This window comes from Epilithonimonas sp. 33E, from assembly GCF_059372615.1.
Genome location: NZ_CM182009.1, coordinates 1,745,827 through 1,761,825, shown reverse-complemented (window position 1 = coordinate 1,761,825; position 15,999 = coordinate 1,745,827). Strand labels below are relative to the sequence as shown.

Annotated in this window: 9 protein-coding genes; all 9 read right to left on the bottom strand. The window is 39.0% G+C overall.

Translation table 11 applies throughout. From position 1 onward, the window contains the following. Nucleotides 1-26: 26 nt before the first annotated feature. Nucleotides 27-590: a Crp/Fnr family transcriptional regulator gene (locus AC5P2S_RS08085; RefSeq protein WP_494556897.1), complete on the bottom strand. Its 564-nt coding sequence runs from the start codon at nt 588-590 to the stop codon at nt 27-29. A gap of 108 nt (nt 591-698) precedes the next feature. After that, entirely contained in the window at nt 699-2,426 is a 1,728-nt protein-coding gene (locus AC5P2S_RS08080; protein WP_494556896.1) for a sodium:solute symporter family transporter, read from the bottom strand. A 3-nt stretch (nt 2,427-2,429) separates the two neighbouring features. Then, complete coding sequence (locus AC5P2S_RS08075) at nt 2,430-3,590, bottom strand: aldose epimerase family protein (RefSeq protein ID WP_494556895.1); 1,161 nt, start codon at nt 3,588-3,590, stop codon at nt 2,430-2,432. A 20-nt stretch (nt 3,591-3,610) separates the two neighbouring features. Continuing rightward, complete coding sequence (gene araA, locus AC5P2S_RS08070) at nt 3,611-5,107, bottom strand: L-arabinose isomerase (RefSeq protein ID WP_494557016.1); 1,497 nt, start codon at nt 5,105-5,107, stop codon at nt 3,611-3,613. 136 nt (nt 5,108-5,243) lie between these two features. Next, nucleotides 5,244-5,942 carry an L-ribulose-5-phosphate 4-epimerase gene (locus tag AC5P2S_RS08065; RefSeq protein WP_494556894.1) on the bottom strand — a complete coding sequence of 233 codons (699 nt, stop codon included), beginning with the start codon at nt 5,940-5,942 and terminating at the stop codon, nt 5,244-5,246. Between the two features lie 472 nt (nt 5,943-6,414). Continuing rightward, the gene (locus AC5P2S_RS08060; protein WP_494556893.1) at nt 6,415-8,112 is read right to left on the bottom strand and encodes a ribulokinase; all 1,698 of its coding nucleotides are present in this window, start codon (nt 8,110-8,112) and stop codon (nt 6,415-6,417) included. A 221-nt stretch (nt 8,113-8,333) separates the two neighbouring features. Continuing rightward, a complete protein-coding gene (locus tag AC5P2S_RS08055) occupies nt 8,334-10,316 on the bottom strand; it encodes an alpha-L-arabinofuranosidase family protein (protein WP_494556892.1) in 1,983 nt (660 codons plus the stop codon). An 82-nt stretch (nt 10,317-10,398) separates the two neighbouring features. Beyond that, a complete protein-coding gene (locus AC5P2S_RS08050) occupies nt 10,399-13,026 on the bottom strand; it encodes a beta-glucosidase (protein WP_494556891.1) in 2,628 nt (875 codons plus the stop codon). A gap of 246 nt (nt 13,027-13,272) precedes the next feature. After that, entirely contained in the window at nt 13,273-15,996 is a 2,724-nt protein-coding gene (locus AC5P2S_RS08045) for a T9SS type A sorting domain-containing protein (RefSeq protein WP_494556890.1), read from the bottom strand. Between the last annotated feature and the right edge of the window lie 3 nt (nt 15,997-15,999).

Genomic DNA, 15,999 nt, shown 5'->3' with positions numbered 1-15,999 from the left:
TTGAGAATATGTTCTCTTGACAAAAATCAAGAACTTTCTGCCTGTCGTTTTCTGATTCTGCTGAAAGTTTCTGGCGACATTCCCAAAACCGAAGCAATATATTGCAATGGAACCTGATGAAATAACTCTTTATTCTTTTCAAAATATTGATTATACCTTTCTTCCGCCGTCATCGAAAGATGGGAAAAAACCCTGTCTTCCATCATCGAAAAACATTTGATGATAAACCTTTTTTCAATTTCAAGCCATTTCGGATATTCGTGGCAAAGTTTTAAATAGTCTGCTTTGGAAATGGTAAGTAATTCGGTTTCAGTAAAAGCCTGTATCGTCCACCGACTGGGTTGATTAAAGAAAAACCCCATCACATCAGTGATGAAAAAGTCTTTTGTGGAAAGCCATTGTGTAATCTCTTTTCCATCTTCTGACAAAGCAAAGACACGTAAAATACCAGATTTCACGATGCTCAATTTGTTACAAATTTCATCTGAATTGGTAAATATTTCATTTTTTCCTAATTGTTCTTCCCTGAAATAAGACTGAATAACAGACAGATCCTGAGAATTCAACGGACCAAAATGTTGTTGTATCAATTCATTAATTAAAGTCTTTCATCTAATACTTTCTAAATTCTGAATTAAAATTAAACAAAAACAGGACTCCAAAACGGAATCCTGCATTTATTTTATTACAATTAAATTTTACCAGAACCTCACATAAAGTGCAGTCAGTAAAAGTAATGTCACAACAATTAAAACCAATGTTCTGTTGTCTACTTTGAACATTGTTGCATCGATAACAAAAGCTTTCGGATTCACTTTTGGTCCTGCAAGACTGATTAGGATCATTGCTATAATTGTGATTACGAATGACCATCCCATATTAATTAAAAACGGAATTTCGGTAATCGTATGAACTACTCCATTTTCCAGTTTTTCATAGGTGAAAGCTGTGTATAACCAGGTTTCTTTCCCGAAAATATCAACTGCAAAGCTGTTGAAGAAAATTGCAAGAACGAATCCTAAAATTACGCCCACCAAAGCCGCAGTTCCTGTCGTTCTTTTCCAGAACATTCCTAAAAGGAACATCGCAAAAACGCCCGGGCTGATGAATCCTGTATATTTCTGAATAAAGGTAAATCCACCTTCACCACCGATTCCCAAAACATCTGTCCAGGTAAATGCCAGTGCCAGAAACATCGCAATGATAATCGCCCATCTTCCGGTTCTTACCATCTGGATTTCCGTTGCATCAGCCTTCAAATATTTTTTGTAAATGTCTAACGTGAAAATCGTTGAAATACTGTTCACTTTTCCTGCCAAAGAAGCAACGATTGCCGCCGTCAAAGCTGCTACAGCAAGACCTTTCAGACCAACCGGCAAAAATCCTAAGATTGCAGAATAAGCACCGTCTTTCACCCCATTAAAGCCAGCCAAATGTCCTTTCGAGTATAAAACGTAGGCTGCAATTCCCGGAAGCATTACGATAATCGGCATAAATAATTTTAAAAATCCTGCGAATAAAATCCCGGTTCTTGCGGTTTTCAAATCAGCTCCTAAAGCTCTTTGCGTGATGTATTGGTTACAACCCCAATAATTTAAATTAACAATCCATTGTCCTGCAAAATACATCGCCAATCCCGGAAGGACAACATATTTCTGAACATCAAGATTTTCAGGCATTGCTAAAGTTGTGGTTGTTTTTACGGGCTTCTCAAGCATTAATTTGAAATGTTGCGGAGCTTCGTTCATCAAGGTCTGGAAACCCGTCAAAGCATTTCCTACAGCCGCTCCGTTGATTCTCTGATCAACAATCTGAAGCGCCATATAAACCGTCGCAAAACCTCCAATAATTAAAACCGCCACCTGAATTACGTCGGTGTAACCGATTACTTTCATACCGCCAAGACCGATTAATAATGCCATTAGAAGCAATCCAATCATAATGATGTGAAGATGACCGCCACCCAATAAAGTATCGATTGCCAAAGCTCCTAAATAAAGAATCGAAGTAAGATTGACAATCACATATAAAAACAGCCAGAACACCGCCATAATCAGGGAAACCGATTTATTGTAACGGGTTTCCAGGAATTGCGGCATCGTATAAATTTTGTTTTTAAGGTAAATCGGAATGAACCAAACCGCAATGATAATCAATGCGATCGCGGCAATCCACTCGTACGCTGCAACGGCAATTCCTACAAAAAATCCTTCACCTGACATTCCGATGAACTGTTCCGCAGAAATATTGGAAGCAATTAAACTCGCTCCGATTGCCCACCAAGTCAGTGAACCTTCTGCCAGGAAATAATCTTTACTGCCAGAAGCTGCGGATTTTTTCTTCTTGTAAATCCAGATTCCGTAGCCTGCAACCACCACAAAATAAACTAGAAATATGATGATATCAAGAGTTGCTAAATTTCCCATACTTTATTTTTTAACTGAGAATTTGTAAATTGTTTTCGACTGGTATTTCTGTCCCGGCTTCAGTTCTGTAGAAGGGAAAGAAGTCTGATTTGGAGAATCCGGAAAATGTTGTGTTTCCAAGCAAAAACCTGTTCTGAATTCATTTTTTCCGCCCGTTTTGGTATCGAATTTTCCATCAAGGAAATTTCCGGAATAGAACTGAACGCCCGGTTCATCGGTTAAAACTTCCATTACTCTTCCTGATTCAGGATGATAAACTTTGGCAATGCTTCTCAATCCGCTTCCGTTCAGAATCCAGTTGTGGTCGTAGCCTTTTCCTTTTTTCAGTTGGTCGTCATCTGCATTGATATCTTTTCCAATTGCTTTTGAAGCTGTGAAATCGAATGCGCTTCCCTTCACCGCTTTTTGCTCACCTGTAGGAATTAGAGTTTCATTAACTGGTGTAAATTTATCCGCATTGATTTGCAATTCGTGGTCAAGAATTGTTTTTGAGAAATTCCCTGAAAGATTGAAATACGAATGCTGAGTCAAATTCACCACAGTCGGTTTATCGGTTTCCGCTTCGTAAGAAATTTCCAAAGCATTATCATCTGTCAAAGTATACAGAACGGTGGTCGTTAATTTTCCCGGATAACCTTCTTCACCGTCTGCGCTTGTGTAAGTCAGTTTCAAAGTCGGGAATTTTGCATCTTTTACAGGTTCAATATTCCAGAATTTGGTATGAAATCCTTCTTTTCCGCCGTGAAGACTGTTCGGACCGTCATTTTTATCGATGTCATAGGTTTCACCTTCCAAAGTGAATTTGGCATTGGCAATTCTGTTTCCGTAACGGCCAATCAATGCTCCGAAATAATATGGATTTCCGTTGAAATAATCTTCAGGCTTGGTAAATCCTAAAACGACATCTTCGTATTTTCCGTTTTTATCGGGAGCGGTAAGTGAAGTGATAATTCCACCGAAGTTAATGACTTCCAGCTTCATCCCGTTTTTGTTGGTTAAAGTATATTTTTTGATGGAATCGCCTTTTGACGTGACTCCGTAATCTGAAACCTGTATGTTTTCCATTGTTTCCGGTTGAGTTTTTGATTGATTTTCTTTTTTATTGCACCCGAAAATACATAAAACGGCAAAAAGAATTATCAGGTTGATACTTGTTTTTCTCATTTTTTAGAAGTTTTGCAAGTTTAACGATAATATATTTCATTCCAGCGAAGTGTGTTCTTAAAATCACGGATTTTCGTATCTTCATCAATAACAAGCGATTCGATACCTGCAATCTCTGCAAAATCTTCCAATTGTTCTACGCTGATGTTCTCACTGTAACACGTATGATGCGCACCACCTGCCAAAATCCAGGCTTCAGCCGCAGTGTACAAGTCAGGAAGCGGTTTCCAAAGGACTCTCGCAACAGGAAGTTTTGGCAATTCTTCGGTAATTTCCAACGCTCTTGTTTTGTTGATTAACAGTCTGAAGTGATTTCCGAAATCCATCAAGGCAGCATTTAAAGAATCGATATTTCCTCTCGAATTAAACACCAGACGAACCGGGTCAGCTTTTCCGCCAATTCCCAATGGATGAATTTCACAAGAAGGTTTGTCAATCGCCAAAACAGGGTCAACTTCCAACATATGCGAACCTAAAATCGAAGGATTTGAAGGATTTAAATGATAAGTATAATCTTCCATAAAGGCATTTCCACCTTCAAGACCTTGTCCCATTGTTTTCATTGCGCGAACCAAAGCGGCCGTTTTCCAATCGCCTTCTCCGGCAAATCCATAACCTTTTTCCATTAATCTTTGAACGGCAATTCCAGGCAACTGTTCCAAGCCGTGAAGGTCTTCGAAAGTATCGGAAAAACCTTTGAAATTTCCATCTTTCAGGAATTTTTCCAAACCTAATTCTATTCTTGTGGCAACTTCCAGAGATTTTCTGTTTGAACCTCCGGCAAGAAGGGATTCTGCCATTTTGTATGAAGCTTCATATTCTTCAATTAATGTTTTGATTTCACCATCGCCAATTGAATTGACAACGCTTACCAAATCTCCGATTCCCCAAGTATTGACTGAAAATCCAAATTTAGTTTCCGCTTCTACTTTATCGCCATCCGTAACGGCTACAAATCTCATATTGTCGCCAAAACGGGCGAACTTCGCACCTTGCCAATCATCCCAACCAGCCGCAACTCTAGTCCATTCTCCAATCTGTTTCTGAACTCTTTCTTCAGCCCAATGTCCTACGACTACTTTTCTGTTTTTGCGCAGACGGCTTACCATAAATCCGAATTCACGGTCGCCGTGCGCAGCCTGATTCAGGTTCATAAAGTCCATATCCATCGTAGCCCACGGAATATCCTGGTTGAACTGCGTGTGAAGATGCAACATTGGCTTTTGTAATGCGGTCAGTCCACGAATCCACATTTTTGCTGGTGAAAATGTGTGCATCCAGGTTACGATTCCGATGCAGTCTTGAGCAAAGTTGGCAGCTGTAAGTGTTTCAAAAATTTCTTCCGTTGTTTTTACCGTTGGTTTCAAAACAACTTTTACAGGAATCTGTGATGAAGCATTGAACGATTCTACGATTTTCGCTGAATGTTCTGCAACCTGTGCTAATGTTTCAGGGCCATATAAATGCTGGCTTCCCGTTATGAACCAGATTTCTTTCGTATTGAGAGGTGTTAACATATATTTTAGTTGATTGTTTTTGGTTGATAGTTTAATATTGTGTTTGTCATTCTGAGGAACGGGGAATTTCTGTTGATAATTGAGATTCTTCACTACACTACGTTTCGTTCAGAATGACAGACTTTATTTAATTGTATTATTGTCCGTAATAAGCGTTCTTACCATGTTTGCGTTCGTAATGTTTTTTGATTAATGAATCTTTCAAACGTGGCGCGTTCGGATTAATTTTCCTTGTTAGATAAGCCATCTCGGCAATGGTTTCGAGGACTTTGCTGTTGTAAACGGCTTTCTCTGCATTTTTTCCCCAGGTGAACGGTCCGTGATTTCCGATGAGCACCATTTCTACTTCTTCGTAAGATAAATCTTTTTCTTTGAAACAGTCGAGAATCTGGATTCCGGTGTTGTATTCGTAATTGCCTTCGATTAAATCATCACGCATTGGCGGTGCGCAAGGAATATCTGTTGTCAGATGGTCTGCGTGCGTGGTTCCGAAAATCGGAATATCCAGCTGTGCCTGTGCCCAAGCTACGGAATAGATGGCGTGTGTATGTGAGATTCCGCCGATGTTTTCCCAGTTTTTGTAGAGATAAGCGTGGGTTTTGGTATCGGAAGACGGTCTTAAACTTCCTTCAACGACATTAGCATCGTAATCTAAAATCACGATGTCTTCAGGTTTCAGTAATTCGTAAGGAACACCGCTCGGTTTGATGGCAAAGATTCCTTTGTCACGGTCAACCGCGCTTACGTTTCCGAATGTGTAAACGACCAGCTTCAACGCATCGAGCTGCATATTGGCTTCGTAACATTCTCGTTTTAATTCTTTATAGATGCTCATTTTTATTTTATTAATGATTGAAATATTAATTGATTTAAGAATCAAATATTTATTTTTCAATTGCGTCGGGCTTTAGCCCGATGTCTTATTTTTGATTTTCATTTGGCTTTAGCCAAAATTTACGTTTCGGCTAAAGCCGAATTTGTTTTCGTTCTTTTGTAGACGGGCTAAAGCCCGCCTCTATTGAATAATCTTATTCAAGTTTTGAACGTCGAATTGCACGCAGCCCGGCTTGAGCGGAAATCCTTTTTTGCATTGGAAAAGCCCTGGCAAAAAAGATTGGGAGCGGAAGACGGATAAAGCTGCCATAATAATTTTAGTTATTGGTTGATAGTTGTTGGTTGATGGTTTTTAAATAATTGTAATTATTTAACAGGGTGCCTCTACGAGGCTCTCTTTGTGATGAAAATATTTACATATTTGCTATTAACAGGGCGCTCTTACGGAGCTTTTCTGCTTTAACTTCTATCAACTATAAACTGTCAGCTGTCAACTTTTTCTTTGATTTGATATTATTTTCTGTGAAATCTGCGAGAATCTGATACTGTTTCATAAATTCTGCATATTTTTCTACCTTTTCTACTTGTGGGAAATATTCTGCTTCGAAATCGGAGCCCATTTTTTGGCTGGCTTCCTGAACAGTCGGGTAAATTCCTGCGGCAACGGCCGCATAAATGGCTGCACCCAAAGCCGGAGCCTGGTCTGATGCTGCTACTACAATCGGCATATTAAGAACGTTGGCCAAAGTCTGCATTATGAAAGGTGATTTTCTGGCAACGCCTCCGATTCCGATTACTTTTTCAATTTTTAAACCTTCTTCTTCGAAACGGTCGACTATTTTTTTGGCTCCAAAGCAAATTGCATTTACCAAAGCTTTGAAAATATGCGGTGCTTTTGTTCCCAATGAAAGGTTGCTAATCGCCATTTTCAGTTCCTGATTGGCATCTGGTGTCCTTCGTCCGTTAATCCAATCCAAAGCAACCGGAACCACCTCCGAAAGTGGAATTTTTTCTGCTTCCAAAGTGAGATTGCGGATAAGATTATTCTCTATTTCTTCTTTCAGCAACTGTTTTTGATTTTCATCAATGACATTGGAATTCATCAGAATATGGTGTGTCGGCCAGGTCAGAATATCTTTGTACCACGCCAAAACATCACCAAATGCAGATTGCCCCGCTTCCAATCCCATCAATCCGGGAATCACGGAACCATCGACCTGTCCGCAGATTCCTTTAACGGTTTTGTCGCCGATGATTTCGTTGGGAGCCACCATAATATCGCAGGTTGACGTTCCCATAATTCTGATTAGTGTATTCTCCTCTACTTTTGCTCCCACCGCTCCGGAATGAGCGTCGAAAGTTCCGACAGCGATTACCGTATTTGTCGTCAAGCCTAATTTTGTTGCCCATTCTTCGTTCAGATTTCCGGCAACTTCATCGGACGTGTAGGTTTTATCGTACAGTCTGTCACGAAGTTCTGCCAGTGAAGAATCCAGCTGACCAAGAAATTCTTTGGAAGGAAGTCCATCCCACGATTCGTGCCACATTGCTTTGTGACCAGCTGCACAACGGCTTCTTTTAAATGTTGCTAAACTCTGGTTGTCGGAAAGTAAAAATGTGAGGTAATCGCAATGTTCCATCCAGCTGTATGCGGCATTTTTAACGGCTTCATCTTCTCTGTTGATGTGAAGAATTTTTGCCCAAAACCATTCGGAAGAATAGATTCCGCCTTCAAATTTTGTATAATCTTCACCACCCCAGTTTCTTGCCAGATGATTGATTTCTTCAGCTTCACCAATGGAAGTGTGGTCTTTCCACAGTACCATCATTGCATTGGGATTTTCTGAAAATTCAGGCAAAAGTGATAAGGCAATTCCATCCTTATTCACCGGAAGCGGTGACGAACCTGTCGTGTCAATACAAATACTGACGATATTTTCCGGCGCAACGCCACTTTCCTTGACAACGGTTGAAATGGTTTTTTCCAAACCTTCGATATGGTCTAGCGGATGCTGACGAAATTGGTTTTCTTCCGGCTTGCAGAATTTTCCTTCTTTCCATCTTTTATAGTAGCTTACGGAAGTTGCCAGTTCTGCCCCGTTTTCCGTATCAATCAAAACGGCCCGAACAGAGTCTGTTCCGTAGTCTAAGCCGATAACGTATTTTTTCATTAACGAAAGTGATTTATTTTGATTATTTGTTTTTAGCTCTTTTTAAAATAACTGATGCAATGGATTACATTCAACAAAGATTTTTTATTAAGTTTTCATTTACCTTAAAGAATCCTTCGGTTTTCTGTTTAAGAGCTAAAAACAAATATAAGATTCTATTTTAAATAAATGTAATATTTACACTTAATTTTAAATTTTCCTTTATTTATAGTAGTTTGAAGCTATTTTATTTTCAAAATCACTAAAGAATTTGCCGGAATTTCAACAGAAATCTTTCCTTTTTTAATAGTCTGCGTTTCTTCTTTTGGTGTAATAGTTTCTGATTGGAAATTATTTTCATCGGAAAGCCCTGCAGAAGTCAGTACAATTTTGGTGAGTTGACTGACCATTTTACTATTTTCCGGGTTGATTTCAACTGAGGTTTCCTGAGAACTGGAATTAACAATTTTAATAATGATTTCTTTTTTTTTAATGTCACGAACTGCCGATGCATAAAGATTATTCTCGCCTTTCAATGGTTTTCCGTTTTCGGAGATTTTAATTAAATCTGTTCCTTTGTTGTTTGAAAATAATTTCTGAACGTAATAATTCGGAGTAGCATAAGATTTTAAATTATTGAACCAAATTAAATCCGGCGTCCATTGCCAACCGTCTGCGTGGGCGAAAAGCGGTGCATAGGAAGTCATTGTCACGACATCTGCGTTGCGTTCCAGTCCGGTCATAAAAGCGGCTTCTGAAAGTGCGGTAAGCCAATTGTTCTTATTGTCAGGTTTTACAACACCAACCGATTGTGCGGCATATTCTCCGGCAAAAACTTTTGGTCCTCTTCGGTCGTATTTATCGTAACGATCAGCGTTTTTTAAGAACCATTCAGGAGAATTGTAGTAATGTTCGTCCACAATCTGAGTGTTAAGTTTTTTAAGCTCTTTCCAGCCGTAATCGAAAAATTCGCCATCAGGAGACGGTCCGCTTCCGGAAATGATTTTGATAGCGGGATATTTGGCGTGAATCTCTTTTTCAAAAACTTTGTAACGTTCAATGTAATCTGCGCCCCACTGTTCATTTCCAACGCCGATATATTTCATATTGAATGGTTTCGGATGTCCCATTTCAGTACGGATTTTTCCCCATTTCGTATTGGAATCACCGTTTGCAAATTCAATCAAATCCAAAGCATCCTGAATGTAAGGGTCTAAATCCTCCATTTTTACAAGCTCCGCAGTGTTAAACTGACAAGCCATTCCGCAACTGAGAATCGGAAGCGGTTCTGCACCTAAATCCTCCGCCAACTGGAAATATTCAAAAAAACCAAGCCCGAAAGACTGCCAATAATCCGGCGTTAGACGATGGGCGAATCCGTTGTTCCATTTATTGATAAGATTTTCGCGGTCTTCTATTCTACCAATTGTTTTTTTCCATTGATAACGTTCTGCCAAAGTTCTTCCTTCGACAATACAACCGCCCGGAAAACGTAAAAATCCCGGCTGTAAATCATATAATTTTTGAACCAAATCTTTTCGCATTCCACCTTTTCTGCCTTTCCAAGTGTCTTGAGGAAAAAGTGAAATCATATCCATGTTTATCACGCCTTTTCCGGTAAAAGTAATTTGAAGCTTTGCTTTTTCAACGGTTTTAGAAGGTACAAAAACAGCATTGTATTTTTGCCAGCCTCCACCTTTTATAATTGTAGAAACTGAAGAAATCACCGTTCCGTTTTCATCAATCAGACTTGTATTGATGTCAGAAATATTGCCTGACACATTTTCCAGATTAAAACTTAAATCGTATTTCTCACCCTGATGAAGGCCGATTCCTCTAAAACCTTCATTTTCCAACGAATAGTTTTTATCATTCCAAACCGTGATTCTTGCATAGTTTTTATTGGATTTGGATTTGTCGGTTATAATTGTCAAAAAACCGGAATCTAAATTGGGAGACAATGTTTTTGTATTGGGTTGTTTCCAGCCTGTCAAAGGTTCGTCGAACTCGAAGCTGCGGTTTTTAATGAGTTCCGCATACAATCCTCCATCTGCCGCAAAGTTGATGTCTTCGAAGAATATTCCATACATCGTCGGCTGAATTTTGATGTTGGTGGAAGTTCCGTCTAAATCGAGGAAATGGGTTTTAATAGTTTTATTTTGGGCTGAAAGAAATGCAACACTTAGCGAAATAGCGGCTGTGAATATTTTGGTTTTTGTTTTCATTTTTGAGTTGAAAAGTTGAATTTTTTATTGATAAACCTTATAGGTTTTAAAAACCTATAAGGTTTCGTTGTCTGAGGGCTAACTAATTAACTTTCATTTGAATACTTTTCAATCCTGATTCATCGGAAGTTCCGCCGTATAAAATGGTGTAATCTCCTGCTTTCGGAGCCAAATCATCTACTTTTTCATCATAAAATTTAAATGAATCTTTAGAAACAGTTAATTGGACATCTTTTGTTTCCTTAGATTTAATCAAAACTCTTTCGAAAGCTCTCAAAGTCTTTACAGGGGCTGAAGCATCATTATTTCTTTTCACATAAACCTGGATCACTTCTTCTCCATCTCTTTCAGAATTATTGGTAACTGGAACTATAATCGTCAGATTTTCATTAGCATTGATGGTGTTTTTGTTCAGTTTAGCATTTCCGTAAACAAATTTTGAATAGCTTAACCCGTGTCCGAAAGCGTACAACGGTTTTTCAGTCATATAACGATAGGTTCTTCCGACCATATCATAGTTTTCAAAACCCTGGTGTTTGCTGGTTTTAGACAAATTATTGTCAAGCTGTTCCAGGTTTTTGTAGAACGTAATCGGTAATCTTCCGGACGGATTGTAATCTCCCGCCAAAACGTCTGCAACGGCAGTTCCGCCGGATTGTCCGCCATACCAAGCGCTAATTAACGCATCATAATTCTTTTCATCCTGCGCTAAACCTAATGAACTTCCTGTACACAGGACAAAAACAACTGGTTTTCCTGTTTTTCTTAATTCAGCCAGCAATTCGCGTTGAACTTTTGGTAGATCGATAGACGTTTTATCGCCACCTTTGAAACCTTCTGCATTTACCATCATTTCTTCACCTTCCAGACTTGGCGAAAGTCCGCCCGCGAAGACAATAACGTCCGCATCTTTCACTTTTTCCTTTACTGCAGCAAAATTAACAGGATCTTTTCTGTACACATCAAAAGTGATGCTTACATATTTTCCTTTTTGAGTGTGGCGTAATTCAATCTGATATTCCTTGCCTTTTTCCATTTTTACAGGAAATTCTGAAGGATGTCTTGCGTCTGGACCTTTTCTGGTGCCGATTTCTTTCCCATCAACGAAAAGTGTGTAAATATCTGAGGTTGAAGGCGAAAGAATCACATCGCCCGTGTAAGGACTTTTAAAAACACCGGAAATGATGGCCGAGGTATTTTCTCTTCCGACATTCGGGGCAAGTTGAGTCCCGCCAAAACTGTTGTAGTTGATTCCGCTTTTATTGACAGAAACATTGGCGGGAATTCCCTTAAATTCATTATTGTTGAAAAACGCTACTTTCATTCCTTTCTCACCGTTTTTCTGGCTTAAAAAGTTTTGGTAAAGCGAAGTTCTGGAAGATGGATCGGCAACTTCAGTTCCTTTTTCATAAATGATTTCTGCGTTTGGAAATTTGGTTTTGATTCCGTCCAAAATCGTTACGATAGATGAAGGTGTTCCGTTATAATTTCCCAGCTGCATCAGTCCGTCATCCGCATTTGGACCGACAACAGCGATTTTTTTGATGTTTTTATTTAAAGGCAAAACATTCTTCTCGTTTTTCATCAGAACAATAGATTTTTGTGCCATTTTTAACGCCTGTTTTTTATGCTCTTCAGAATCCACAACTGAATATGGAATTGAGTTCCAGTGAACGGAAGATTTCGGATCCAGCATTCCCAATTCAAACCAACCTTTCAGAATTCTTCGCATCGAAATATCGAGGTCTTTCTCCGTGATTAATCCGCTTGCGAGAGATTTGTTTAAATTATTATATGTATCGCCACACTCTAAATCTGTCGAATGTTTCAGAGCATCTGCGGCAGTAGTTTTTTCGTCAGGATGTGTTCCGTGGTATTGTTTCTGGTAGAAATCTGCCAATGCCCAGCAATCGGAAACGACCATTCCATCGTAGTTCCATTTTCCGCGAAGAATTTCTGTCAATAAAGTATTGTTAGCACAGCAAGGCTGACCGTCGAACGCATTGTAAGCACACATCACTTCCCTTACATTTCCCTCTACAACCAATGCTTTAAAAGCCGGAAGATACGTTTCATACAAATCTCGTTTGGAAACTTCGGCATTGTAAGAATGACGGTTCCATTCCGGGCCACTGTGAACGGCGAAGTGTTTGGCGCAAGCATGCGTTTTAAAATATTTCGGATCGTTTCCCTGCAAACCTTTTACCGCAGCAACACCTAAAACAGAAGTCAGATACGGGTCTTCACCATAGGTTTCCTGACCTCTTCCCCATCTGGGATCGCGGAAAATATTGATATTTGGTGTCCAGAATGTTAAGCCTTCGTAACGTCCGGTTTTTTGAGATTCATCAAAAGATCTATTATATTTTGCTCTGGCTTCATCGGAAATCATTTCAAACGTTTTGAGATGTTCCGGAACATCCCAGGTTGCCGCCATTCCGATTGCCTGCGGAAAAACCGTTGCTGTTCCCGCTCTTGCGACGCCGTGAAGCGCCTCGTTCCACCAACCGTAACCGGGAATATCCAACCTCGGAACTGCTTTCGAATTATCCATCATCATCCCGATTTTTTCATCAACCGTTAATAATCCGAGAAGATTTTCGATTCTTTGTTCAACAGGAAGTTTAGGGTTCTGGAACGGATATTTGAAATTCTGTGCGGAAGAGAATACGCAGATGAAGACTGATAAGGAAAACAGGATTCTTTTCATTATAATTGATTTAAAATATCAGATTGATTTCAAAGACTGACATTCGATATTTGATTATTAACAAATATAAGATTCTATTTCTAATAAATGTATAAATAACACTTAATTTAAGATAATAATATTTCCAGCTTGGTTACTGACCAATTTTTTTATATTGGATAATAGGATTTTAGCTCATATTAATTAAAAAAAGGCACCAGAATAAACGGGTGACCTTTAATAAAATTTGATTTGAAAATATGATAATTATTGTTTAATAAATTTCGTTCTGATGCTTTTCCCTGCTTCATATATTTCAATAAAATATACTCCGGAAGTAAGTTTAGAAATATCAATTCTATTTTTACCACTGATAAGTTTCGATTGATGTGAGATCAGGCTTCCATTAGCATCAATAATCGAATAAGCTGCATCGGACGATTTCCAATTAATAAAGATCTCGTTTTTAGCAGGATTTGGATAAAGCTGCAATTTGGAATCAGATATATCCTGAACCGCAAGTGTTTCAAACTCCAATGGCAGAAGTGAAGCAGAATAAGCATTTTCTTCAGAAATATATGCGCTAAACGCCGCAACAGTCTCGCTTCCACTGCTTATTTTATAGAATCCTGTAACTCCCCCAACTGTTTTGAGAACATATCCTCCTGTGTAAGCTTTTACCGTGCTATAGTCCGCATTGAACTGATTAGAAACAATCGCTTTTGGTGTAGAAACAGATCCTAATCCTGTGAAAGTAAACGTTCCGTTTCCATTAATTAGCACTGGTGTATTAGCAGGAATTTTTCCATTCGGAACACTGGTGCATAAGACTTTTGATGACGAAGGCAGCATATTGTAAGCCTGTACACCAACCGGAACATTAGCTTCAAATGGCAATACAATCACGGCATATCCATTCAATGTTTTTGTATACGATGCGGCTGTTGCAGTGAAAGCGAAAGGTGCATTAAAGTCACCGCCCAAATCGGATAATTCCAATGATGCAGCAACAGTTCCTGAAACTACATTTGAGTTGGCAGCTTTGGAATTTATAAAGCCTGAACCTGCATTAACATAAAAAATACTGTTACTATTCGCCATTTTACTTTTCCAGTTAGCTGAAGTATTGATTGCTGTTACACTGGTAAAATCCAATGACGTGTAATATGTATTTTCATAAACATCCATCAGGTTGCTATCTCCATCGGAATAAACGCCGGCAAATTTCATTGCCTTTTCATTCGAAATTGCAAAATAGACATCACCAAAATTGAATGTCAATACAGAACTGAAATTACCATTTCTAAGTCCAATAATTCCTTTGCAGCCGGTTGTAAGAACTGCTCTAGAGATATCGAATGTCAAATCGAAATTGGACGAACCGGACGATGGCAAGTTAACTGTTCCATAATTATAAGATTTCACAACACCTGCATTGTCAACATAATATAAAGTCGTGTTAGACGATGTTGGCAGATTGCTTGTTGTATAACTATTCACGTGGAAAACCAATTTATTATATCTGTCGTCCAGGCTAACATAGCCGTTCGCATCATTCATATTGGAACTGATCAAAGGTGTAGAATTATACAAAGTCGCTGTTTTACCACTCAACTGATAAGCTGTACCAAAAGCAGGATTTGTAACCGTTTGACTTTCAATTTTAGTATAATTAATATCCTGACCCGTCATATTGGAAACTTCTCTGATATTACTTTTATTAAAAACAAAAGTTATGAAACTGGAAGGATTGACTTGTATCGTTGGACGAAATGTTTCGGTGAAATTCAGGTTGGAAGAAACCATATTGGTTGTTTCATTGGTAAGAATTTTCTGTGCGGAAGTGGTGTAAAACGGCAAATCTACTTTTAGGTTATAAGTATTAGCTGAAGAATTGAAAACCATCAGCGTAACTTTATCACCCGAGCCATTGATGTAAGCTGAACCCTGCATAGAGCCTTGATCACTCCATATCGCATCGAGTCTTCTGGAACCTGTGGTGTATTTTGCAAAATGAGAAAGTATATATCCTCTTTTCGTCATTTCTCCAGCTACTGTTCCGAATTGACCGTCTCCCATCATTCCATAATATCTTTTTGTAGCATAATGGATCCAGGCATTTCCTCCGCCTACCATAACATCATTGACGCTTTTTGCAAAGTCAAACGCATCAGTACTCCAGGAAAAGTTTCTGGAACCGCCATTGGAATTCCAGTTGATCAGAAATTCGGTCATCCAGATTTCCTTATCCGTATTCAAAAATCCTTTGTATGTAGAACCAATCCCACCGTACTGATGTCCTGCGTAGATTTCAAATTTTGGTAATACGTCCGTCGCAAGAAGAGCATTAGCATAATTATTTGACATTCCTACAGTTTCGGGAGCAATAATTCTGCAGGTGATGACATCCGAATAATTCTTTAAGAAGTTTGTTATCTGGGCAGGTGTATAGGAACACCCTGCATAGGTGACCACATAATCCGGCTCATTCTGTAGAGATATAGCATACAGTTCCACCCCATTATTCCTTAGGTAAACCACAAATTCATTAAGGTAATTAGCAAAATCGGCATAATTTTCTTCTTTCAAAAAACCTTCAACACCATTATAGGTTCCTGCGTCATTTCCATTAGTTTTCCATTCGGCGGGTGGCGACCACGGACTTGCAAAGATAATCAGGCCTAGAGACTGTGCTTTTTGAGCAGTGGCTAAAGCGGCGCTCCAATTTGCTTTTGTAGTAGGAATATACAGTCGCATAATATTGTATCCAGCTTCACTATTTGTTCCCCACATTTTTTCTATTTCGGCAGGGCTCATATGGTCGTAGGCGAACTGCGGACTGCAAACGAAACCACCGAAACCTGTGATTTTCTGTCTGGGTGTAGTGTTGTCGATACGGACTTTCGGTGTTTGGGCATTTGCCAGAAAACTTAGGAATACCATCGCGATAAAGGCAAGCTGGCCAAGTGATTTTAAAATAGTTTTTTTCATAGC

Excerpts from the sequence above, each read along its gene's own strand:
- AC5P2S_RS08075 (WP_494556895.1), bottom strand. The coding sequence starts at position 3,590 with ATGAGAAAAACAAGTATCAACCTGATAATTCTTTTTGCCGTTTTATGT.
- AC5P2S_RS08045 (WP_494556890.1), bottom strand. The coding sequence starts at position 15,996 with ATGAAAAAAACTATTTTAAAATCACTTGGCCAGCTTGCCTTTATCGCG.
- AC5P2S_RS08060 (WP_494556893.1), bottom strand. The coding sequence starts at position 8,112 with ATGAAAAAATACGTTATCGGCTTAGACTACGGAACAGACTCTGTTCGG.
- AC5P2S_RS08050 (WP_494556891.1), bottom strand. The coding sequence starts at position 13,026 with ATGAAAAGAATCCTGTTTTCCTTATCAGTCTTCATCTGCGTATTCTCT.
- AC5P2S_RS08055 (WP_494556892.1), bottom strand. The coding sequence starts at position 10,316 with ATGAAAACAAAAACCAAAATATTCACAGCCGCTATTTCGCTAAGTGTT.
- AC5P2S_RS08065 (WP_494556894.1), bottom strand. The coding sequence starts at position 5,942 with ATGAGCATCTATAAAGAATTAAAACGAGAATGTTACGAAGCCAATATG.
- AC5P2S_RS08080 (WP_494556896.1), bottom strand. The coding sequence starts at position 2,426 with ATGGGAAATTTAGCAACTCTTGATATCATCATATTTCTAGTTTATTTT.
- araA (WP_494557016.1), bottom strand. The coding sequence starts at position 5,107 with ATGTTAACACCTCTCAATACGAAAGAAATCTGGTTCATAACGGGAAGC.